19 protein-coding genes, 1 tRNA gene and 2 rRNA genes are annotated in these 20,604 nt (G+C 48.8%); 16 read left to right on the forward strand and 6 right to left on the reverse strand.

Annotation, left to right across the window (positions count from 1 at the left end; all coding sequences use genetic code 11):
* Positions 1–34: 34 nt before the first annotated feature.
* Together BGE37_RS02620 and BGE37_RS02625 are read right to left on the reverse strand one after the other, a co-directional pair.
* The gene (locus tag BGE37_RS02620; RefSeq protein ID WP_001361192.1) at positions 35–925 is read right to left on the reverse strand and encodes a substrate-binding domain-containing protein; all 891 of its coding nucleotides are present in this window, start codon (positions 923–925) and stop codon (positions 35–37) included.
* A 35-nt stretch (positions 926–960) separates the two neighbouring features.
* Entirely contained in the window at positions 961–1,815 is an 855-nt protein-coding gene (locus tag BGE37_RS02625; protein ID WP_000275531.1) for a tagatose bisphosphate family class II aldolase, read from the reverse strand.
* Between the two features lie 340 nt (positions 1,816–2,155).
* On the opposite strand from BGE37_RS02625, the gene BGE37_RS02630 reads away from it, so the two are divergent.
* The 9 genes from BGE37_RS02630 to BGE37_RS02670 all read left to right on the forward strand — a co-directional run bounded on the left by BGE37_RS02630 (position 2,156) and on the right by BGE37_RS02670 (position 9,471).
* Entirely contained in the window at positions 2,156–2,986 is an 831-nt protein-coding gene (locus BGE37_RS02630; protein WP_000843965.1) for a DeoR/GlpR family DNA-binding transcription regulator, read from the forward strand.
* A gap of 31 nt (positions 2,987–3,017) precedes the next feature.
* Positions 3,018–3,953: a sugar kinase gene (locus BGE37_RS02635; protein ID WP_105276817.1), complete on the forward strand. Its 936-nt coding sequence runs from the start codon at positions 3,018–3,020 to the stop codon at positions 3,951–3,953.
* Between the two features lie 92 nt (positions 3,954–4,045).
* Positions 4,046–4,288 carry a YhdT family protein gene (locus BGE37_RS02640; RefSeq protein ID WP_062891041.1) on the forward strand — a complete coding sequence of 81 codons (243 nt, stop codon included), beginning with the start codon at positions 4,046–4,048 and terminating at the stop codon, positions 4,286–4,288.
* The gene (gene panF, locus BGE37_RS02645; protein ID WP_039021315.1) at positions 4,278–5,729 is read left to right on the forward strand and encodes a sodium/pantothenate symporter; all 1,452 of its coding nucleotides are present in this window, start codon (positions 4,278–4,280) and stop codon (positions 5,727–5,729) included. The genes BGE37_RS02640 and panF overlap by 11 nt, the downstream gene beginning before the upstream one ends.
* Before the next feature lie 11 nt (positions 5,730–5,740).
* On the forward strand, positions 5,741–6,622 hold the full coding sequence (gene prmA / locus BGE37_RS02650) for a 50S ribosomal protein L11 methyltransferase (protein WP_032185218.1): 882 nt from the start codon (positions 5,741–5,743) through the stop codon (positions 6,620–6,622).
* 328 nt (positions 6,623–6,950) lie between these two features.
* The gene (gene dusB, locus BGE37_RS02655; protein WP_001219652.1) at positions 6,951–7,916 is read left to right on the forward strand and encodes a tRNA dihydrouridine synthase DusB; all 966 of its coding nucleotides are present in this window, start codon (positions 6,951–6,953) and stop codon (positions 7,914–7,916) included.
* Positions 7,917–7,941: 25 nt separating this feature from the next.
* The gene (gene fis, locus BGE37_RS02660; RefSeq protein ID WP_000462905.1) at positions 7,942–8,238 is read left to right on the forward strand and encodes a DNA-binding transcriptional regulator Fis; all 297 of its coding nucleotides are present in this window, start codon (positions 7,942–7,944) and stop codon (positions 8,236–8,238) included.
* An 85-nt stretch (positions 8,239–8,323) separates the two neighbouring features.
* A complete protein-coding gene (gene yhdJ, locus BGE37_RS02665; RefSeq protein WP_088541795.1) occupies positions 8,324–9,208 on the forward strand; it encodes an adenine-specific DNA-methyltransferase in 885 nt (294 codons plus the stop codon).
* A gap of 83 nt (positions 9,209–9,291) precedes the next feature.
* On the forward strand, positions 9,292–9,471 hold the full coding sequence (locus tag BGE37_RS02670; RefSeq protein ID WP_001295275.1) for a DUF2556 family protein: 180 nt from the start codon (positions 9,292–9,294) through the stop codon (positions 9,469–9,471).
* Between the two features lie 2 nt (positions 9,472–9,473).
* Here the strand turns inward: BGE37_RS02670 and acrS are convergent, their stop codons facing one another.
* Positions 9,474–10,136, reverse strand: coding sequence for a multidrug efflux transporter transcriptional repressor AcrS (acrS, locus tag BGE37_RS02675; RefSeq protein WP_105287739.1), 663 nt, complete (start codon positions 10,134–10,136; stop codon positions 9,474–9,476).
* 398 nt (positions 10,137–10,534) lie between these two features.
* Here acrS and acrE point away from each other — a divergent pair, with 398 nt between their 5' ends.
* The 7 genes from acrE to BGE37_RS02725 all read left to right on the forward strand — a co-directional run bounded on the left by acrE (position 10,535) and on the right by BGE37_RS02725 (position 19,866).
* Positions 10,535–11,692, forward strand: a complete 1,158-nt coding sequence (gene acrE, locus BGE37_RS02685) for a multidrug efflux RND transporter periplasmic adaptor subunit AcrE (RefSeq protein ID WP_105287740.1) — start codon at positions 10,535–10,537, stop codon at positions 11,690–11,692.
* Between the two features lie 11 nt (positions 11,693–11,703).
* Positions 11,704–14,808 carry a multidrug efflux RND transporter permease subunit AcrF gene (acrF, locus tag BGE37_RS02690; protein WP_105287741.1) on the forward strand — a complete coding sequence of 1,035 codons (3,105 nt, stop codon included), beginning with the start codon at positions 11,704–11,706 and terminating at the stop codon, positions 14,806–14,808.
* Between the two features lie 252 nt (positions 14,809–15,060).
* Complete coding sequence (locus tag BGE37_RS02695) at positions 15,061–15,282, forward strand: membrane protein (protein ID WP_000825639.1); 222 nt, start codon at positions 15,061–15,063, stop codon at positions 15,280–15,282.
* A gap of 430 nt (positions 15,283–15,712) precedes the next feature.
* Positions 15,713–16,738, forward strand: a complete 1,026-nt coding sequence (locus BGE37_RS02710; protein WP_000738584.1) for an amino acid ABC transporter substrate-binding protein — start codon at positions 15,713–15,715, stop codon at positions 16,736–16,738.
* Positions 16,739–16,805: 67 nt separating this feature from the next.
* On the forward strand, positions 16,806–17,987 hold the full coding sequence (locus BGE37_RS02715) for an amino acid ABC transporter permease (protein WP_032185226.1): 1,182 nt from the start codon (positions 16,806–16,808) through the stop codon (positions 17,985–17,987).
* A gap of 9 nt (positions 17,988–17,996) precedes the next feature.
* Positions 17,997–19,100 (forward strand): amino acid ABC transporter permease, encoded by a 1,104-nt coding sequence (locus BGE37_RS02720; protein WP_105287742.1) that lies wholly within the window; start codon positions 17,997–17,999, stop codon positions 19,098–19,100.
* Between the two features lie 7 nt (positions 19,101–19,107).
* Positions 19,108–19,866 (forward strand): amino acid ABC transporter ATP-binding protein, encoded by a 759-nt coding sequence (locus BGE37_RS02725; protein WP_032185228.1) that lies wholly within the window; start codon positions 19,108–19,110, stop codon positions 19,864–19,866.
* Between the two features lie 231 nt (positions 19,867–20,097).
* On the opposite strand, the gene rrf (BGE37_RS02730) is transcribed toward BGE37_RS02725, so the two are convergent.
* From rrf (BGE37_RS02730) to rrf (BGE37_RS02740), 3 genes are all read right to left on the reverse strand, one after another.
* Positions 20,098–20,213, reverse strand: a 5S ribosomal RNA gene (gene rrf, locus BGE37_RS02730).
* Between the two features lie 39 nt (positions 20,214–20,252).
* Positions 20,253–20,328: transfer RNA gene (locus BGE37_RS02735), tRNA-Thr, on the reverse strand.
* A gap of 153 nt (positions 20,329–20,481) precedes the next feature.
* Positions 20,482–20,597 (reverse strand): 5S ribosomal RNA (rrf, locus tag BGE37_RS02740).
* Between the last annotated feature and the right edge of the window lie 7 nt (positions 20,598–20,604).

Genomic DNA, 20,604 nt, shown 5'->3' on the forward strand with positions numbered 1-20,604 from the left:
TCGATAACGTTTTGTTGTGAAATGAAGATGTTTATTATTTACCTGTATAAACGCCGGGTTGTACCGGGATCATTTTCTCTACCGGTTTACCATTGAGGTGATCAACAGCGGCATCTATGGCTTTAGCACCCATTTGATCGGGATATTGCCGAATCACGGCCGCAAACGTTTTTTCACTGTCAACGGCATCACGCGCTTCTTTCATGCCGTCAAAACCAATGATTTTGATGTTGTCGTTATGCGCAGATTTCGCTGCGATAACCGCTGCCAACGCCGCATCATCACCAAAGCCAAACAGACCATTCAGGTTGGCGTTGGCCTGCATAATGTTTTGCGCAGTCGTTAACGCTTCAGCCCGCGTTATACCTGGCTGTTCAGCAACAATTTTAATATCCGGTGTCTCGCTTAACCCTTTCTTAAAACCATCAACGCGCGCAACCACCGATTGTAGTGCCGGATAAGAAATAATGGCTACAGTACCTTTACCATTCAAAAGTTTGCCCATTAACTTGCCTGCTTCAACGCCTCCCGCATAGTTATCGGTCGCAACGTGCGATACGACCGGAACGCCTTCCGCAGCGACGTCAACGGTGATAACGGGAATACCGGCCTTATCGGCTTTAATTATCGCCGCCTGGACGCCTTTCGAATCGACCGGAGAGATAATAATGGCATCTACCTTTTTAGTAATAAAATCCTCAACATCAGAAAGTTGTTTGTTTAAATCCTGATTGGCAATAGAGACACTTAAATTGACATTGTCTTTTTTTGCCTCTTCTTTCATGGCATTCGCAAGATCAATATAGAAAGGATGTTGCTGTGTTAATAATGACGCACCAATTTTATACTCTTTTGCCAATGAACTTTGCGAGAATAATGCCAGGCTCACCAACATAGCTGAACCAAGTAATTTAATATTTTTCATAAACAATCCTCATTGTTTTTGTAGGGTACAACGTCTTAAATTTTTCCTTCACTGCCACAGACGCCAATAATGCGGGTTACAACTTCCTTCATAGCGGCCTTTGCCGGCTGCATATAATGACGAGGATCATTTGCCGCTGGATTGTTGTAGAAATATCCTTTTAATGCATCGGCAAACGCAATTTTCAATTCTGTCGCGACATTTACTTTACAAATACCGTGGCGAATACAGAGCTGAACGTCCTGTTCCGATAGGCCTGAAGCTCCATGCAACACCAGCGGAATTTCCACCAGCTGGCGAATTTGTTCCAGCCGCACAAAATCCAGACGTGGTTCATGCGCATATAAACCATGTGCAGTGCCTATTGCTACCGCCAGAGAGTCAATTTGGGTACGTTGAACAAACTCTGCAGCTGCGGCTGGTGAGGTATAAGCTGAATCTTTTTCATCCACCAGCAGATCGTCCTCCTGACCGCCAAGACGCCCTAGCTCGGCCTCAACGCTAACATCAAAGCGATGGCAAAAGGCGGTAACTTCTTGCACTCGCGCAATGTTGTCTTCAAATGGCAAATGGGAACCATCAATCATGACAGAACGGATCCCTGCGCGGACCTTGTTAAAAATGTCATCACACTCTTCATGATGATCGAGATGCAGGACTAACGGTAGGTTGTACTCGCGAGCCAGCGATTGTACTAACGAAATCAAACTTCCCACGCCGCCATAACGATAAGTACCCGGTGTTCCCGCCAGCATAACGGGAGAGCGAAGTTGTGCAGCGCTCTCAACAACTACCTGTAAAGTTTCAAGGTTATGAATGTTGAAAGCAGGGACGGCATATCCCTCTGACTGGGCTTTTTTCAGCATGTTTTTGCTTGAAATGATGTACATCGCAGCTCCTGATATTTGTCGTTCACCTTACAAAATGAAGAAAGAGAATCTTCACTTTCATTTTGAAAGCAAACTAGCACAGCAAAAGCGGTAAAAAGCGTGATGCATGTCGAATATCATCAAAATAACTTACAAAAAATAACTTAATTTATTTTTCACTTTGAAAATGAAACCAATGATGACTTTGGACAGATATGGAAATATGCATTTATTTTCAATGCATTAAGCTATTTTTGCTGCAATTTTTGCCCTATGCTTTTATTTTCGAATTGTCGATATTATTGAAGGGTAACTTTCAAAGAAAAATACAAGGGGCTATAGTGTTACGCATTAAAGGCCAATGAAGAGTGTTAACGTGCCGAGAAAATCGTCTAACCTACTGAAACGAAGATTAAAAATTGCAGAAATTGTTGCCACCCAAGGTGAAATCAAAGTTGATGACTTATCTGCTCAACTTGGTGTCTCTGGCGTGACGATCCGCGGCGATCTCAGTTATCTGGAGCAACAGGGATATTTAAAGCGTTCTTTTGGCGGTGCTATTGCAACCCCCCTCTCCTCTGAACCAGAAGCGATACAACCGATTGCGCCGTTGTCTCTGGCACAACAAATGGAAATAGCGCGACATTGCGCACGGTTAATTCGCGATCGTGACACGCTATTTCTTGGACATGGCATAATCTGCCGTAAGATCATTCCCTTGCTCAGCGAAGTGAAAAAACTGCGTCTGATCACCAACGATCCCGAACATGCGCTGCTGGCAAATCAGTTTATTGATGGCGAAATAATACTGGCTGGCAGTGAAATGCTACGCCCCGACACCGCATTGGCCGGAAAACCGCTCGAACAGGCACTTCAGCATTTCACCATTACACATAGCATTCTGGAAATCAGCCATCTGGATACTGATGGTACTTTAAATACCAACGCTCCCAGACTTGCCGCTGCCTGGCAGCTCTGTTTCGATAATGCCCAGAATAAGACGGTTATCGTTGCCGCCGATCCTGCGCCATCAACGGCAGCCATTGGACATTTGCATCAGGCAGAAAATGTGATCGTCAGCCGCAGCATTAACGAACAATATCAGCAACAATTGCAGTCGGCTGATTTCGTTATCCTTTATACCAGTAATGAGTGCTTTACCTGGTCCAATCGCGAAAGGCTTCAGGAATGAGAGGGGTTTTGTGACAATAACTATCTGCGCTATGGGCGAATTGCTGGCCGAGTTTTTGTCCCGCAACCCACATCAAAAATTCACTCAGCCGGGGGAGTTTATCGGGCCATTTCCTAGCGGTGCGCCTGCAATTTTTGCAGCTCAAGTGGCAAAACTGTCCCATCGGGCCATCTTCTTCGGATGTGTTGGTAATGATGATTTTGGCCGACTCATTGTAGAACGTCTTCGTCATGAAGGTGTCATTACCGATGGGATCCACGTGATGAACAATGCCGTGACAGGTACGGCGTTCGTAAGTTATCAAAATCCACAGCAGCGGGATTTCGTCTTTAATATCCCTAACAGCGCCTGCGGTTTGTTTACTGCCGAGCACATTGATAAGGATCTGCTAAAACAGTGTAACCATCTGCATATTGTGGGCTCATCATTGTTCTCATTTCGCATGATCGATGTCATGCGTAAAGCAATAACGACGATCAAATCGGCTGGCGGCACCGTTTCTTTCGATCCCAATATTCGCAAAGAGATGCTGAGTATTCCTGAAATGGCGCAGGCTCTCGATTATTTGATTGAATATACGGATATTTTTATCCCCAGCGAAAGCGAACTCCCTTTCTTCGCGCGTCACAAAAATCTGTCAGAAGAACAGATTGTTAGCGATCTTCTACACGGCGGCGTAAAACATGTAGCGATAAAACGCGCCCAGCATGGAGCCAGCTATTACAAGATAAAAAACGGTACATTACATGCCCAGCATGTTGCAGGCCACGATATCGAAATAATCGATCCAACGGGTGCTGGCGACTGTTTTGGCGCAACGTTTATCACTCTTTTCTTATCAGGTTTCCCGGCACATAAGGCGCTGCAATATGCTAACGCCAGCGGCGCGCTCGCCGTAATGCGGCAAGGTCCGATGGAAGGGATATCCTCACTGACTGACATTGAAGACTTTTTGCAGCAGCACTGAATGGCAATTTTCTGTCAGATTATTTTCCCTGCCTGAAGAGTTGCCGTAGAATTGCCCGTTTCTCGTATCCCCCCATGAGGAGGACCCCTTCCGTGGACACTCGTTTTGTTCAGGCCCATAAAGAGGCGCGCTGGGCGCTGGGGCTGACCCTTTTGTATCTGGCGGCATGGTTAGTGGCCGCTTACTTACCTGGCGTTGCCCCCGGTTTTACCGGCTTTCCACGCTGGTTTGAGATGGCTTGCATCCTGACGCCGCTGCTGTTTATTGGACTGTGCTGGGCGATGGTGAAATTTATCTATCGCGATATCCCGCTGGAGGATGACGATGCAGCTTGAAGTGATTCTACCGCTGGTCGCCTATCTGGTGGTGGTGTTCGGGATTTCAGTTTATGCAATGCGTAAACGGAACACCGGCACCTTCCTCAATGAGTATTTCCTCGGCAGCCGTTCTATGGGCGGTATTGTGCTGGCGATGACGCTCACCGCGACCTATATCAGTGCCAGTTCGTTTATCGGCGGGCCAGGAGCTGCTTATAAATACGGCCTGGGTTGGGTATTACTGGCAATGATTCAGCTACCTGCGGTCTGGCTTTCGCTCGGTATTCTCGGCAAAAAGTTCGCGATTCTCGCGCGCCGCTACAATGCGGTGACGCTGAACGATATGCTGTTTGCCCGCTACCAGAGTCGCCTGCTGGTGTGGCTGGCGAGTTTGAGTTTGCTGGTTGCGTTCGTTGGTGCGATGACCGTGCAGTTTATCGGCGGTGCGCGCCTGCTGGAAACCGCGGCGGGTATTCCTTATGAAACCGGCCTGCTGATATTCGGTATTAGCATTGCATTGTATACCGCCTTTGGCGGCTTTCGCGCCAGCGTGCTGAACGACACCATGCAAGGGTTGGTGATGCTGATTGGCACCATTGTGCTGCTTATTGGCGTAGTCCATGCTGCTGGCGGCTTAAGCAATGCAGTAGAGACGCTGCAAACCATCGATCCGCAACTGGTTACGCCACAAGGCGCTGACGATATTCTGTCACCTGCGTTTATGACGTCGTTCTGGGTGCTGGTGTGTTTTGGCGTGATTGGCCTGCCGCATACTGCGGTGCGCTGTATCTCTTATAAAGACAGCAAAGCCGTACATCGGGGGATCATCATCGGTACGATTGTGGTCGCAATCCTGATGTTCGGTATGCACCTGGCCGGAGCGTTAGGTCGGGCGGTGATCCCCGATCTCACCGTACCGGATCTGGTGATCCCGACGTTGATGGTAAAAGTGCTGCCACCGTTTGCTGCCGGGATCTTCCTGGCTGCACCTATGGCTGCGATCATGTCGACGATCAATGCCCAGTTGCTGCAAAGTTCCGCTACGATCATTAAAGATCTCTATCTGAATATCCGTCCGGATCAAATGCAAAACGAGACGCGTCTGAAGCGGATGTCGGCGGTGATCACGTTGGTTCTCGGTGCGTTGCTGCTGCTTGCCGCCTGGAAGCCGCCAGAAATGATCATCTGGCTGAATTTGCTGGCCTTCGGTGGGCTGGAAGCCGTTTTCCTGTGGCCGCTGGTGCTGGGTCTTTACTGGGAACGCGCCAACGCCAAAGGCGCGCTAAGTGCGATGATCGTTGGCGGCGTACTGTATGCCGTACTCGCGACGTTGAATATTCAGTACCTGGGCTTCCACCCTATCGTGCCCTCGTTACTACTAAGTTTGCTGGCTTTCCTGGTCGGAAACCGTTTCGGTACATCCGTCCCGCAAGCTACCGTTTTGACTACTGATAAATAAAGAGTTTTGCCATGCCTTGGATCCAACTGAAACTGAACACTACCGGCGCGAATGCTGAAGAACTTAGCGATGCGCTGATGGAAGCGGGTGCCGTTTCTATCACTTTTCAGGATACCCACGATACGCCTGTATTTGAGCCGCTTCCGGGCGAAACGCGCCTGTGGGGCGACACCGATGTGATTGGTCTGTTCGATGCTGAAACCGACATGAATGAAGTCGTGGCGATTCTGGAGAATCATCCGCTGCTCGGCGCAGGCTTCGCGCATAAAATCGAACAACTGGAAGATAAAGACTGGGAGCGCGAATGGATGGATAATTTCCACCCGATGCGCTTTGGTGAACGACTGTGGATCTGCCCAAGCTGGCGTGATGTGCCGGACGAAAACGCCGTCAACGTAATGTTAGACCCAGGTCTGGCGTTTGGTACAGGGACTCATCCAACTACCTCTCTGTGCCTGCAATGGCTCGACAGCCTCGATTTAACCGGTAAAACGGTCATCGACTTTGGCTGTGGTTCCGGCATTCTGGCTATCGCGGCGCTGAAACTGGGTGCAGCAAAAGCCATTGGTATTGATATTGATCCGCAGGCGATTCAGGCCAGCCGCGACAATGCCGAACGTAATGGCGTTTCTGACCGTCTGGAACTCTACCTACCTAAAGATCAGCCAGAAGAAATGAAAGCCGACGTGGTGGTCGCTAACATCCTTGCAGGCCCATTACGTGAACTGGCACCGTTAATCAGCGTCCTGCCGGTTTCAGGGGGTTTGCTGGGCCTTTCCGGTATTCTGGCAAGCCAGGCAGAGAGCGTTTGTGAAGCTTATGCCGACAGCTTCGCTCTGGACCCGGTCGTGGAAAAAGAAGAGTGGTGCCGCATTACCGGTCGTAAGAATTAACCTTCGCATCGCCGTATGGTGACGCAAGGCGAAGTGCGAGCAAGGTCACAAAAGGCACGTTAATTTGCCGATTATTTACGCAGATTTGCGTGCCAAAATTTTCATTCATAAAGAAAAATTGAGAACTTACTCAAATTTCTTGGAGTGTAAATTTTAGTCACTATTTTCTAATATGATGATTTTTATGAGTAATTATCGCGCTAAGCTCATTTTAAATGCAATTCTTTGATCCATCTCAGAGGATTGGTCAAAGTTTGGCCTTTCATCTCGTGCAAAAAATGCGTAATATACGCCGCCTTGCAGTCACAGTATGGTCATTTCTTAACTCATGCGCATCGGACAATATCAGCTCAGAAATCGCCTGATCGCAGCGCCCATGGCTGGCATTACAGACAGACCTTTTCGGACGTTGTGCTACGAGATGGGAGCCGGATTGACAGTATCCGAGATGATGTCTTCTAACCCACAGGTTTGGGAAAGCGACAAATCTCGTTTACGGATGGTGCACATTGATGAACCCGGTATTCGCACCGTGCAAATTGCTGGTAGCGATCCGAAAGAAATGGCAGATGCAGCACGTATTAACGTGGAAAGCGGTGCCCAGATTATTGATATCAATATGGGTTGCCCGGCTAAAAAAGTGAATCGCAAGCTCGCAGGTTCAGCCCTCTTGCAGTACCCGGATGTCGTTAAATCGATCCTTACCGAGGTCGTCAATGCAGTGGACGTTCCTGTTACCCTGAAGATTCGCACCGGCTGGGCGCCGGAACACCGTAACTGCGAAGAGATTGCCCAACTGGCTGAAGACTGTGGCATTCAGGCTCTGACCATTCATGGCCGTACACGCGCCTGTTTGTTCAATGGAGAAGCTGAGTACGACAGTATTCGGGCAGTTAAGCAGAAAGTTTCCATTCCGGTTATCGCGAATGGCGACATTACTGACCCGCTTAAAGCCAGAGCTGTGCTCGACTATACAGGGGCGGATGCCCTGATGATAGGCCGCGCAGCTCAGGGAAGACCCTGGATCTTTCGGGAAATCCAGCATTATCTGGACACTGGGGAGTTGCTGCCCCCGCTGCCTTTGGCAGAGGTTAAGCGCTTGCTTTGCGCGCACGTTCGGGAACTGCATGACTTTTATGGTCCGGCAAAAGGGTACCGAATTGCACGTAAACACGTTTCCTGGTATCTCCAGGAACACGCTCCAAATGACCAGTTTCGGCGCACATTCAACGCCATTGAGGATGCCAGCGAACAGCTGGAGGCGTTGGAGGCATACTTCGAAAATTTTGCGTAAACAGAAATAAAGAGCTGACAGAACTATGTTCGAACAACGCGTAAATTCTGACGTACTGACCGTTTCTACCGTTAACTCTCAGGATCAGGTAACCCAAAAACCCCTGCGTGACTCGGTTAAACAGGCACTGAAGAACTATTTTGCTCAACTGAACGGTCAGGATGTGAATGACCTCTATGAGCTGGTACTGGCTGAAGTAGAACAGCCCCTGTTGGACATGGTGATGCAATACACCCGTGGTAACCAGACCCGTGCTGCGCTGATGATGGGCATCAACCGTGGTACGCTGCGTAAAAAATTGAAAAAATACGGCATGAACTAATTCAGGTTAGCTAAATGCTTGATTAAAAAGGCGCTACTCGGCATGGGGAAGCGCCTTTTTTATAGGTGTCACAAAGGGAGTGACCATGAGAACAGGATGTGAACCGACCCGATTTGGTAATGAAGCAAAGACCATCATCCAGGGTGATGCATTAACCGAACTTAAAAAGATCCCCTCCGAAAGTGTAGATCTAATCTTTGCCGACCCACCGTATAACATCGGTAAAAATTTTGATGGTCTGATCGAAGCCTGGAAAGAAGGTCTGTTTATCGACTGGCTGTTTGAAGTGATTGCAGAGTGCCACCGCGTTCTGAAAAAGCAGGGCAGCATGTACATCATGAACAGCACGGAAAACATGCCCTTTATCGATCTCCAGTGCCGCAAACTTTTTACCATCAAAAGTCGCATCGTCTGGTCATATGACAGTTCTGGAGTGCAGGCGAAAAAACACTACGGCTCCATGTACGAACCCATCCTGATGATGGTGAAAGACGCAAAGAACTACACATTCAACGGTGATGCTATTTTGGTTGAAGCCAAAACCGGAGCGCAGCGCGCGTTGATCGATTATCGCAAAAATCCTCCACAGCCTTACAATCACCAAAAAGTGCCAGGTAACGTCTGGGATTTTCCGCGCGTGCGTTATTTGATGGATGAATATGAGAACCACCCGACGCAAAAACCGGAAGCCTTACTGAAACGCATTATTCTCGCCTCTTCCAACCCTGGCGATATTGTTCTCGACCCGTTTGCTGGTAGCTTCACCACCGGTGCCGTCGCCGTCGCGACCGGGCGAAAATTTATTGGTATTGAGATTAACAGTGAGTACATCAAGATGGGGCTACGCCGGCTGGATGTCGCGTCACATTACTCCACGGAAGAGCTGGCGAAAGTGAAAAAAAGAAAGACCAGTAACCTGTCAAAACGAAGCCGGATCAGCGAAGTTGACCCCGATCTCATTGCAAAGTAAAGGAAGTGTAAGCCTGGTTTTCAGATTATTCATTTCGTGTATATTTCCTGCCAGACTTGGTTAAACATGCACAGGCTCAGGTAATGATTCGCAAGTATTGGTGGCTCGTCGTTTTCGCTGTCTTCGTTTTTCTGTTTGATACTTTACTGATGCAGTGGATTGAACTGCTGGCAACAGAAACAGACAAATGCCGCAATATGAACTCAGTTAATCCACTAAAACTGGTTAACTGTGACGAACTGAATTTTCAGGACAGAATGTGAATTTATATGACACTTAATTCATTCGTTTGATGAATTAATTTCGTTATGTTTTCATCTGGCATGAACATTCTTAATACGTTATCGACCAGTGCGGGTGCTTGTTTATAAAGATCATAACCCGCCATATTCATTAACCAGTTTTGAACAATTCCGCTGAAGGCACCATCAATAATAATCATCACAACATCTAAATCGAGATTATTTGCTATACAACCTTGTTGCTGACATGCCTGCAATACTTCGCGGAGAGTCTGCGGATTAAAGCCCATCTTTTCGCGTATCACTCCCTCTGCCAGCATCTCATCATTAAATTCACATTTGTGATATAAGATTTTCAGCAACGCCTGCTGGCGGGGAATTTTGGCAATATATTGCAAGCCAACAATCAATTTTTCACGCAATTGCTGAAACGGGTCATGCTCTAACCCAGCAGTCAAGTGATCCTGGATTAACTCCCGCAATGAAGGCTGTTGCAACCACATCTCATTAAACAGTTGGGTCTTGTTCTCGAAGTGCCAGTAGATAGCGCCACGCGTAACGTTAGTGGCGTCGGCAATGTCGTTGAGCGTCGTCTTGCTTACGCCATGCTGCGCAAACTGGGCGATGGCAGTTTCAATCAGTTCTTGCCGGGTCTTCAGGGCTTCAGCTTTGGTTCTTTTTGCCATGATTAATTATTCAGGAAATAAATATATTCGACACAGGATGAGAAAATAGCGAAGGTTAATCTATCACCTAATGTATATTTATACGAGAGACTAATATTGAGTTGCTATAAATCGTCAAATAAATAACGTTTATTATTTACCTAAAATACATTCACTCTATCAATATATATTTCAATTTACGAGGATTTGATTCTACCTCTTTCAACCCGCGTCAAAATAAAACAGTAAAATATTAATCTTTTTTTGTGTTTATGTGCCTTGAGACGCCAGTATTCATAACTATTCCTTACATCGACGAATGATAATTTGTAGGATAGCGAACTGTATTTTTCTTTCTGCGAGTTAACGCGTTGCCTTTTTAGGTAAATAACGCGCTTTTGGTTTTTTGAGGAATAGTAATGACGAAACATGCCAGGTTTTTCCTCCTGCCCTCCTTTATTCTGATCTCCGCGGCTTTAATCGCCGGTTGTAATGATAAGGGAGAAGAGAAAGCTCACGTCGGTGAACCGCAGGTTACCGTTCATATTGTGAAAACGGCCCCGTTAGAAGTTAAGACTGAATTACCAGGCCGCACCAATGCTTACCGTATAGCCGAAGTTCGCCCACAGGTTAGCGGGATCGTACTGAGTCGCAATTTCACTGAAGGCAGCGATGTGCAAGCAGGCCAGTCTCTGTACCAGATCGATCCCGCGACCTATCAGGCAAGTTATGACAGCGCGAAAGGCGAACTGGCGAAAAGTGAAGCCGCCGCCGCCATCGCGCATTTGACGGTAAAACGTTACGTTCCGCTCGTGGGTACGAAATACATCAGTCAGCAGGAGTACGACCAGGCCATTGCTGATGCTCGCCAGGCCGATGCCGCCGTGATTGCCGCAAAAGCCACGGTCGAAAGCGCTCGCATCAATCTCGCTTATACCAAAGTGACTGCGCCAATTAGCGGACGTATCGGCAAATCTACTGTGACCGAAGGCGCTCTTGTCACTAATGGGCAAACGACTGAACTGGCGACTGTCCAGCAGCTCGATCCTATCTACGTTGATGTGACCCAATCCAGCAACGATTTTATGAGGCTGAAGCAATCCGTAGAGCAAGGAAATTTGCATAAGGAGAACGCCACCAGCAACGTAGAGTTGGTCATGGAGAACGGTCAAACCTATCCCCTGAAAGGTACGCTGCAATTCTCCGATGTGACCGTTGATGAAAGCACTGGCTCCATAACCCTACGTGCCGTCTTCCCTAACCCGCAACATACGCTTTTACCTGGTATGTTTGTGCGCGCACGGATTGATGAAGGCGTCCAACCTGATGCCATTCTTATCCCGCAACAAGGCGTTAGCCGCACACCGCGTGGTGATGCAACCGTGCTGATTGTTAACGATAAAAGTCAGGTTGAAGCGCGCCCTGTCGTTGCCAGCCAGGCGATTGGCGATAAATGGTTGATTAGCGAAGGGCTGAAATCTGGCGATCAAGTCATTGTCAGCGGCCTGCAAAAAGCGCGTCCGGGAGAGCAGGTTAAAGCCAATACCGATACCCCCGCAGATACTGCATCGAAGTAAGGCAATCTGACATGGCAAACTTTTTTATTCGACGACCGATATTTGCATGGGTGCTGGCCATTATTCTGATGATGGCGGGTGTACTGGCGATCCTACAATTGCCCGTCGCCCAGTACCCGACCATTGCGCCGCCTGCGGTTTCTGTTTCGGCAAACTATCCGGGCGCTGATGCGCAGACCGTGCAGGATACGGTGACGCAGGTTATCGAACAGAATATGAATGGTATCGATAACCTGATGTATATGTCCTCCACCAGCGATTCCGCCGGTAGCGTGACAATTACCCTTACCTTTCAGTCCGGGACCGATCCTGATATCGCGCAAGTGCAGGTACAGAACAAACTCCAGCTCGCCACGCCGTTGCTGCCGCAAGAGGTTCAGCAGCAGGGGATCAGTGTTGAAAAGTCCAGTAGCAGCTATTTGATGGTGGCGGGCTTTGTCTCTGATAACCCAGGCACCACACAGGACGATATCTCGGACTATGTGGCCTCTAACGTTAAAGATACGCTTAGCCGTCTGAATGGCGTCGGTGACGTACAGCTTTTCGGCGCACAGTATGCGATGCGTATCTGGTTGGACGCCGATCTGCTAAACAAATATAAACTGACGCCGGTTGATGTGATTAACCAGTTGAAGGTACAGAACGATCAGATCGCTGCCGGACAGTTGGGCGGAACGCCAGCGTTACCAGGGCAACAGTTGAACGCCTCGATTATTGCTCAGACGCGGTTAAAAAATCCGGAAGAATTCGGCAAAGTGACCCTGCGCGTAAACAGTGACGGCTCGGTGGTACGCCTGAAAGATGTCGCACGGGTTGAACTTGGCGGTGAAAACTATAACGTTATCGCTCGCATCAACGGTAAACCGGCGGCGGGCCTGGGTATTAAGCTGGCAACCGGCGCGAATGCTCTCGATACCGCGAAAGCCATTAAGGCAAAACTGGCGGAATTACAGCCATTCTTCCCGCAGGGAATGAAGGTTCTCTACCCTTATGACACCACACCATTCGTCCAGCTTTCTATTCACGAAGTGGTAAAAACGCTGTTCGAAGCCATTATGCTGGTGTTCCTGGTGATGTATCTGTTCTTGCAGAATATGCGAGCAACGCTGATCCCCACCATTGCGGTACCCGTGGTGTTGTTAGGGACGTTTGCCATCCTCGCCGCTTTTGGTTACTCCATCAATACACTAACTATGTTCGGGATGGTGCTTGCCATCGGGCTGCTCGTCGATGATGCGATAGTGGTGGTGGAGAACGTCGAGCGCGTGATGATGGAGGATAAGCTCCCGCCAAAAGAAGCGACGGAAAAATCAATGTCGCAAATCCAGGGCGCACTGGTGGGTATCGCGATGGTGCTGTCAGCGGTATTTATTCCAATGGCATTCTTCGGCGGTTCTACTGGGGCAATTTACCGCCAGTTCTCTATCACCATCGTTTCGGCAATGGCGCTTTCTGTTCTGGTGGCATTGATTCTTACCCCAGCGTTATGTGCAACACTGCTCAAACCCGTCTCTGCTGAGCATCACGAAAATAAGGGCGGTTTCTTCGGCTGGTTTAATACCACCTTCGATCATAGCGTTAACCACTACACCAACAGCGTCGGCAAAATCCTCGGTTCCACAGGACGATATTTACTGATCTATGCACTAATTGTTGCTGGAATGGTGGTGTTGTTTTTACGTCTTCCGTCTTCCTTCTTACCTGAAGAGGATCAGGGTGTCTTTCTGACTATGATTCAGTTACCCGCTGGCGCGACGCAAGAGCGGACGCAAAAAGTCTTGGATCAAGTGACCGATTACTATCTGAAGAACGAGAAAGCGAACGTAGAAAGTGTCTTTACGGTTAACGGCTTTAGCTTCAGCGGCCAGGCACAAAACGCCGGTATGGCTTTCGTCAGTCTGAAACCGTGGGAAGAGCGTAGTGGTGACGAAAACAGTGCGGAAGCGGTAATCCATCGTGCCAAAATGGAATTGGGCAAGATCCGCGACGGTTTTGTCATTCCATTCAATATGCCAGCCATTGTTGAACTGGGCACGGCAACGGGTTTCGACTTTGAGTTAATTGATCAGGCTGGGCTGGGTCACGATGCCCTGACCCAGGCCCGTAACCAGTTGCTTGGCATGGCGGCGCAACATCCTGCCAGCTTAGTCAGCGTGCGTCCTAATGGTCTGGAAGACACCGCGCAGTTTAAACTGGAAGTTGACCAGGAAAAGGCGCAGGCATTAGGTGTTTCACTTTCTGACATCAATCAGACCATTTCAACGGCGTTGGGTGGGACTTACGTTAACGACTTCATTGACCGTGGTCGCGTGAAAAAGGTGTATGTTCAGGCGGATGCCAAATTCCGTATGCTGCCAGAAGATGTCGATAAACTTTATGTCCGCAGCGCCAACGGCGAAATGGTGCCATTCTCTGCCTTTACCACTGCACATTGGGTGTATGGCTCTCCGCGACTGGAGCGCTACAACGGTCTGCCGTCAATGGAGATTCAGGGGGAAGCCGCGCCAGGAACCAGTTCCGGCGATGCCATGGCGTTGATGGAAAACCTTGCATCACAATTACCAGCTGGCATTGGTTATGACTGGACGGGTATGTCATATCAGGAACGCTTATCGGGAAACCAAGCTCCCGCTCTGGTAGCAATTTCCTTTGTGGTTGTTTTCCTGTGCCTTGCTGCACTCTATGAAAGCTGGTCAATTCCTGTCTCGGTTATGTTAGTCGTGCCGTTAGGGATTGTCGGCGTGCTACTGGCGGCGACACTCTTTAATCAAAAAAATGACGTCTACTTTATGGTGGGCTTGCTAACGACAATTGGCTTGTCGGCCAAAAACGCTATTTTGATTGTTGAGTTCGCTAAAGATCTCATGGAGAAAGAGGGTAAAGGTGTTGCCGAAGCAACACTGATGGCAGTACGTATGCGTCTGCGTCCTATCCTGATGACCTCTCTCGCCTTTATTCTCGGCGTATTACCGCTAGCTATCAGTAACGGTGCCGGCAGTGGCGCGCAGAACGCAGTGGGTATCGGGGTAATGGGCGGGATGGTCTCTGCAACGTTGCTGGCAATCTTCTTCGTGCCGGTGTTCTTTGTGGTTATCCGCCGTTGCTTTAAAGGATAAATCAGAAACATAAAGGCGCTTTCGGGTGCCTTTATTATTTTCAGTGAAACCCATAAAAATTAATAAGATATTCTTCTACTCACTCTTTAAAAAATTTCTATAGTTCCCGCTCCCTTCACTATTTTTACAATTCACATAATTTGTCATTATTCATGCCGCAAGATTTATAACCTCCAGTGATAAAATGGCATTCAGCTCGTTAATAAGAGAGTTAACTTATTAAGCGTTAGCGTTTATTACTGAGGTAACACCATGAAAAGATTAATTCCTGTAGCATTGCTCACCGCATTGCTGGCGGGCTGTGCTCACGATTCGCCCTGCGTTCCGGTTTATGACGATCAGGGTCGACTGGTTCACACCAATACCTGTATGAAAGGCACGACTCAGGATAACTGGGAAACGGCTGGGGCTATTGCTGGCGGGGCAGCAGCTGTTGCTGGCCTGACGATGGGGATCATCGCTCTGTCGAAATAACTGAACAGGGCGCGGAGTACCGCGCTCTGTTTAACGATACAGTATCTCTCCATAAGATAAAATATTGCTATATTCTGCTGGGTAATTCCCTGCTGATTTAGCATGTTATATCGCGTTATTTCGCTGCTTTCGAAATAACGCATCAATTTAATTTTCACACTTCCTACCAGAAATATACTCACGCTAACAATCATTATTCTGCTTAGTAAAAAATGCGTAAATATTTTGCGCCAAAATGTGGCGCATGTTTCATTTTCGCACCATTGCGGGGCGCTGTTTTTATTATTTCCTGTCTACACTCAGCTTATTGCGACGCGAAATCGTGCGCAAAAGCTGGCACTACTTTTGCTTATAAGAGGATGGCCACAGACAGGTAAAAGACGTTTCCCAAACGTCCTATAACGATAATTTTCGCCTCACAGGAAGCATTATGAAAAAGATGATGATAGCCACACTGGCTGCCGCCAGCGTGCTGCTTGCCGTTGCAAATCAGGCGCATGCTGGCGCGACGCTTGATGCCGTTCAGAAAAAAGGTTTTGTGCAATGCGGGATCAGTGATGGATTACCTGGGTTCTCTTATGCCGATGCTGACGGTAAGTTTTCAGGTATTGATGTAGATGTTTGTCGTGGTGTTGCGGCAGCTGTATTTGGTGACGACACGAAAGTGAAATATACCCCGCTCACTGCAAAAGAACGCTTCACGGCTTTACAGTCAGGGGAGGTGGATTTGCTCTCCCGTAATACGACCTGGACTTCCTCTCGCGATGCCGGTATGGGAATGGCATTTACTGGCGTCACTTATTATGACGGCATTGGTTTCCTGACGCACGATAAAGCGGGATTAAAAAGCGCGAAAGAACTGGATGGCGCAACAGTCTGTATTCAGGCGGGTACTGATACCGAACTCAACGTCGCCGATTACTTCAAGGCAAACAATATGAAGTACACACCAGTGACTTTCGATCGCTCTGACGAATCCGCGAAGGCACTGGAATCTGGTCGCTGCGATACGCTGGCCTCGGATCAATCACAACTGTATGCCCTGCGCATCAAATTAAGCAACCCAGCTGAATGGATTGTTTTACCGGAAGTTATCTCTAAAGAACCGCTTGGCCCGGTAGTTCGTCGTGGCGATGATGAATGGTTCTCTATAGTGCGCTGGACGCTTTTCGCCATGCTGAATGCTGAAGAGATGGGCGTTAATTCGCAAAACGTTGATGAAAAAGCGGCTAATCCTGCAACGCCTGATATGGCGCATCTGCTGGGTAAAGAGGGCGATTACGGTAAAGATCTGAAGCTGGATAATAAATGGGCTTACAACATCATCAAACAGGTGGGTAATTACTCGGAAATTTTTGAGCGTAACGTAGGTTCAGAAAGCCCCCTGAAGATTAAACGTGGGCAAAATAATCTCTGGAATAACGGCGGTATTCAGTACGCGCCGCCCGTGCGTTAAGTCGGTGTGAGGTAACGAGCGTCGCTACGGCGGCGCTCTCTTCAGCGTTATGCTTTCCGAGGTTTCTATGTCTCATCGCCGCTCAACCGTTAAAGGCTCACTCTCCTTTGCCAACCCTACGGTTCGCGCCTGGTTATTCCAGATCCTTGCCGTTGTTGCTGTTGTCGGCATTGTTGGTTGGCTATTTCACAACACTGTGACGAATCTCAGTAATCGTGGCATTACTTCGGGTTTTGCCTTTCTGGATCGCGGCGCTGGCTTCGGTATTGTCCAGCATTTGATCGATTACCAGCAGGGTGATACCTACGGACGCGTTTTCATTGTTGGCTTACTCAATACGCTGCTGGTTTCTGCATTGTGTATTGTATTCGCTTCTGTTCTGGGCTTCTTCATCGGTCTGGCACGACTTTCGGATAACTGGCTGCTACGAAAGCTTTCCACAATTTATATTGAGATCTTCCGTAATATTCCGCCGCTACTGCAAATCTTCTTCTGGTACTTTGCCGTGTTGCGCAATTTGCCCGGACCACGCCAGGCAGTGAGTGCGTTTGATCTGGCCTTTTTAAGCAATCGTGGGCTTTATATTCCGTCGCCGCAGCTGGGAGACGGGTTCCTTGCATTTATCCTGGCTGTTGTTATGGCTATAGCCCTTTCTGTTGGGCTATATCGCTTTAATAAAAAACACCAGATAAAGACCGGACAACTGCGCCGAACCTGGCCGTTCGCCGTTGGATTAATCATTGGCTTGCCTTTACTGGCGCAATGGCTTTTTGGCGCGGCACTGCACTGGGATGTTCCAGCCCTACAAGGTTTTAATTTCCGCGGCGGGATGGTTTTAATTCCTGAACTGGCAGCCTTAACGCTGGCGCTTTCGGTTTATACCTCTGCATTTATCGCCGAGATTATCCGCGCCGGGATTCAGGCGGTGCCTTATGGTCAACATGAAGCTGCCAGGTCACTGGGATTGCCCAACCCGGTTACGCTACGCCAGGTCATTATTCCTCAGGCACTGCGAGTGATTATTCCTCCATTAACCAGCCAGTATCTCAACATCGTCAAAAACTCCTCTCTTGCCGCCGCTATTGGCTATCCGGATATGGTTTCGCTGTTTGCTGGCACCGTACTAAACCAGACGGGGCAAGCCATCGAGACTATAGCCATGACCATGTCGGTCTATCTGATTATCAGTCTGACTATCTCGCTGCTGATGAATATTTATAACCGCCGCATCGCGATCGTTGAACGCTAAGGAGTCATGATGACAAAAGTATTGCTGTCTCATCCCCCGCGCCCGACGACCCATAATTCAAACCGCGCTATGGTGTGGATGCGTAAAAATCTGTTCTCCAGCTGGAGCAATAGCCTGCTGACTATTGGCTGCATATGGTTGATGTGGGAACTGATCCCACCGTTGCTGAACTGGGCATTTTTGCAGGCTAATTGGGTTGGCTCAACGCGTGCCGACTGCACAAAAGCAGGTGCCTGTTGGGTCTTCATCCACGAACGATTCGGTCAGTTTATGTATGGGCTCTACCCACACGACCAACGCTGGCGAATTAACCTGGCATTACTGATTGGCCTTGTTTCTATCGCACCAATGTTCTGGAAAATACTCCCGCATCGCGGTCGCTATATTGCGGTATGGGCGGTGATTTACCCACTGATTGTCTGGTGGCTGATGTATGGCGGGTTTCTTGGTCTTGAGCGGGTTGAAACCCGGCAATGGGGCGGGCTGACGCTCACTTTAATTATTGCATCAGTTGGGATTGCGGGGGCGCTGCCGTGGGGGATCTTACTGGCGTTAGGTCGCCGCTCCCATATGCCGATTGTGCGTATCTTATCGGTCATTTTTATCGAGTTCTGGCGCGGTGTACCGCTGATTACCGTTCTGTTTATGTCTTCGGTCATGCTGCCGTTGTTTATGGCAGAAGGCACCAGTATCGACAAATTGATCCGCGCGCTGGTTGGCGTGATCCTGTTTCAGTCAGCATATGTTGCGGAAGTCGTGCGAGGCGGATTACAGGCGCTGCCTAAAGGGCAATATGAAGCAGCAGAGTCGCTGGCGTTGGGTTACTGGAAAACCCAGGGGCTGGTTATTCTGCCACAGGCGTTGAAGCTGGTGATTCCTGGGCTGGTAAATACCATCATCGCACTCTTCAAAGATACCAGCCTGGTGATCATCATCGGGTTGTTCGATCTTTTCAGTAGCGTTCAGCAGGCAACCGTTGATCCCGCCTGGTTGGGTATGTCGACGGAAGGGTATGTTTTCGCCGCACTGATCTACTGGATCTTCTGTTTCAGCATGTCACGTTATAGCCAACATCTGGAAAAACGTTTTAACACCGGGCGTACACCGCATTGAGGACACTATGAGCCAAATTTTACTGCAACCTGCTAACGCGATGATTACGCTGGAAAACGTCAATAAATGGTATGGGCAATTCCATGTTTTGAAAAATATAAATTTAACCGTGCAACCGGGAGAACGGATCGTTCTGTGTGGCCCTTCTGGTTCCGGTAAATCGACAACCATTCGTTGTATTAATCATCTGGAAGAACATCAACAGGGACGGATCGTGGTGGATGGCATCGAACTTAATGAAGATATCCGCAATATTGAGCGCGTCAGGCAGGAAGTGGGAATGGTCTTTCAGCATTTCAATCTCTTCCCTCATCTGACCGTTCTACAGAACTGTACCCTGGCACCGATTTGGGTACGCAAGATGCCTAAGAAAGAGGCTGAAGCTCTGGCGATACATTACCTTGAGCGGGTGAGAATTGCCGAACATGCCCAGAAGTTTCCGGGACAGATTTCTGGTGGTCAGCAGCAACGTGTTGCCATAGCACGTTCACTTTGTATGAAACCAAAGATCATGCTGTTTGACGAACCTACGTCTGCGCTCGATCCGGAGATGGTGAAAGAAGTGCTGGATACAATGATTGGGCTGGCGCAGTCAGGTATGACAATGTTGTGCGTAACGCACGAGATGGGGTTTGCGCGAACCGTCGCTGATCGGGTGATTTTTATGGATCGTGGGGAGATAGTGGAACAAGCTGCACCGGATGAGTTTTTTGCGCATCCTAAATCAGAGCGTACGAGGGCATTTTTATCGCAGGTAATCCATTAAGTTTTACATGGATTCTGAACGCAAAAAGGCCATCCTTTCGGATGGCCTTTCACTTGATTTGATGTCTGGCAGTTTATGGCGGGCGTCCTGCCCGCCACCCTCCGGGCCGTTGCTTCGCAACGTTCAAATCCGCTCCCGGCGGATTTGTCCTACTCGGGAGAGTGTTCACCGACAAACAACAGATAAAACAAAAGGCCCAGTCTTCCGACTGGGCCTTTTGTTTTATTTGATGTCTGGCAGTTCCCTACTCTCGCATGGGGAGACCCCACACTACCATCGGCGCTACGGCGTTTCACTTCTGAGTTCGGCATGGGGTCAGGTGGGACCACCGCGCTACTGCCGCCAGACAAATTCTTTTCTAATCTGCCGAACTTTAACCTAAAAAGTGGTGCTGATACCCAGAGTCGAACTGGGGACCTCACCCTTACCAAGGGTGCGCTCTACCAACTGAGCCATATCAGCACGCTAAATTTGATGCCTGGCAGTTTATGAATCACTTCGCGATTCACCCTTCGGGCCGTTGCTTCGCAACGTTCAAAAGCTTTCGCTTTTGTCCTACTCTCTTATCGAGTAGTGAACTGCCTCAAAGGTCAGTGCCATTCTTCGTAATTTGATGCCTGGCAGTTCCCTACTCTCGCATGGGGAGACCCCACACTACCATCGGCGCTACGGCGTTTCACTTCTGAGTTCGGCATGGGGTCAGGTGGGACCACCGCGCTAAGGCCGCCAGGCAAATTC

The sequence above is a fragment of the Escherichia sp. MOD1-EC6300 genome, assembly GCF_002965045.1.
In the GTDB taxonomy this organism is placed as follows: Bacteria; Pseudomonadota; Gammaproteobacteria; order Enterobacterales; family Enterobacteriaceae; genus Escherichia; species Escherichia coli_F.

Bases quoted from the DNA above. Each gene is read 5' to 3' on its own strand.
- BGE37_RS02620 (WP_001361192.1), bottom strand. From the start codon at position 925: ATGAAAAATATTAAATTACTTGGTTCAGCTATGTTGGTGAGCCTGGCA.
- BGE37_RS02625 (WP_000275531.1), bottom strand. From the start codon at position 1,815: ATGTACATCATTTCAAGCAAAAACATGCTGAAAAAAGCCCAGTCAGAG.
- BGE37_RS02630 (WP_000843965.1), top strand. From the start codon at position 2,156: ATGAAGAGTGTTAACGTGCCGAGAAAATCGTCTAACCTACTGAAACGA.
- BGE37_RS02635 (WP_105276817.1), top strand. From the start codon at position 3,018: ATGGGCGAATTGCTGGCCGAGTTTTTGTCCCGCAACCCACATCAAAAA.
- panF (WP_039021315.1), top strand. From the start codon at position 4,278: ATGCAGCTTGAAGTGATTCTACCGCTGGTCGCCTATCTGGTGGTGGTG.
- prmA (WP_032185218.1), top strand. From the start codon at position 5,741: ATGCCTTGGATCCAACTGAAACTGAACACTACCGGCGCGAATGCTGAA.
- dusB (WP_001219652.1), top strand. From the start codon at position 6,951: ATGCGCATCGGACAATATCAGCTCAGAAATCGCCTGATCGCAGCGCCC.
- fis (WP_000462905.1), top strand. From the start codon at position 7,942: ATGTTCGAACAACGCGTAAATTCTGACGTACTGACCGTTTCTACCGTT.
- yhdJ (WP_088541795.1), top strand. From the start codon at position 8,324: ATGAGAACAGGATGTGAACCGACCCGATTTGGTAATGAAGCAAAGACC.
- BGE37_RS02670 (WP_001295275.1), top strand. From the start codon at position 9,292: ATGATTCGCAAGTATTGGTGGCTCGTCGTTTTCGCTGTCTTCGTTTTT.
- acrS (WP_105287739.1), bottom strand. From the start codon at position 10,136: ATGGCAAAAAGAACCAAAGCTGAAGCCCTGAAGACCCGGCAAGAACTG.
- acrE (WP_105287740.1), top strand. From the start codon at position 10,535: ATGACGAAACATGCCAGGTTTTTCCTCCTGCCCTCCTTTATTCTGATC.
- acrF (WP_105287741.1), top strand. From the start codon at position 11,704: ATGGCAAACTTTTTTATTCGACGACCGATATTTGCATGGGTGCTGGCC.
- BGE37_RS02695 (WP_000825639.1), top strand. From the start codon at position 15,061: ATGAAAAGATTAATTCCTGTAGCATTGCTCACCGCATTGCTGGCGGGC.
- BGE37_RS02710 (WP_000738584.1), top strand. From the start codon at position 15,713: ATGAAAAAGATGATGATAGCCACACTGGCTGCCGCCAGCGTGCTGCTT.
- BGE37_RS02715 (WP_032185226.1), top strand. From the start codon at position 16,806: ATGTCTCATCGCCGCTCAACCGTTAAAGGCTCACTCTCCTTTGCCAAC.
- BGE37_RS02720 (WP_105287742.1), top strand. From the start codon at position 17,997: ATGACAAAAGTATTGCTGTCTCATCCCCCGCGCCCGACGACCCATAAT.
- BGE37_RS02725 (WP_032185228.1), top strand. From the start codon at position 19,108: ATGAGCCAAATTTTACTGCAACCTGCTAACGCGATGATTACGCTGGAA.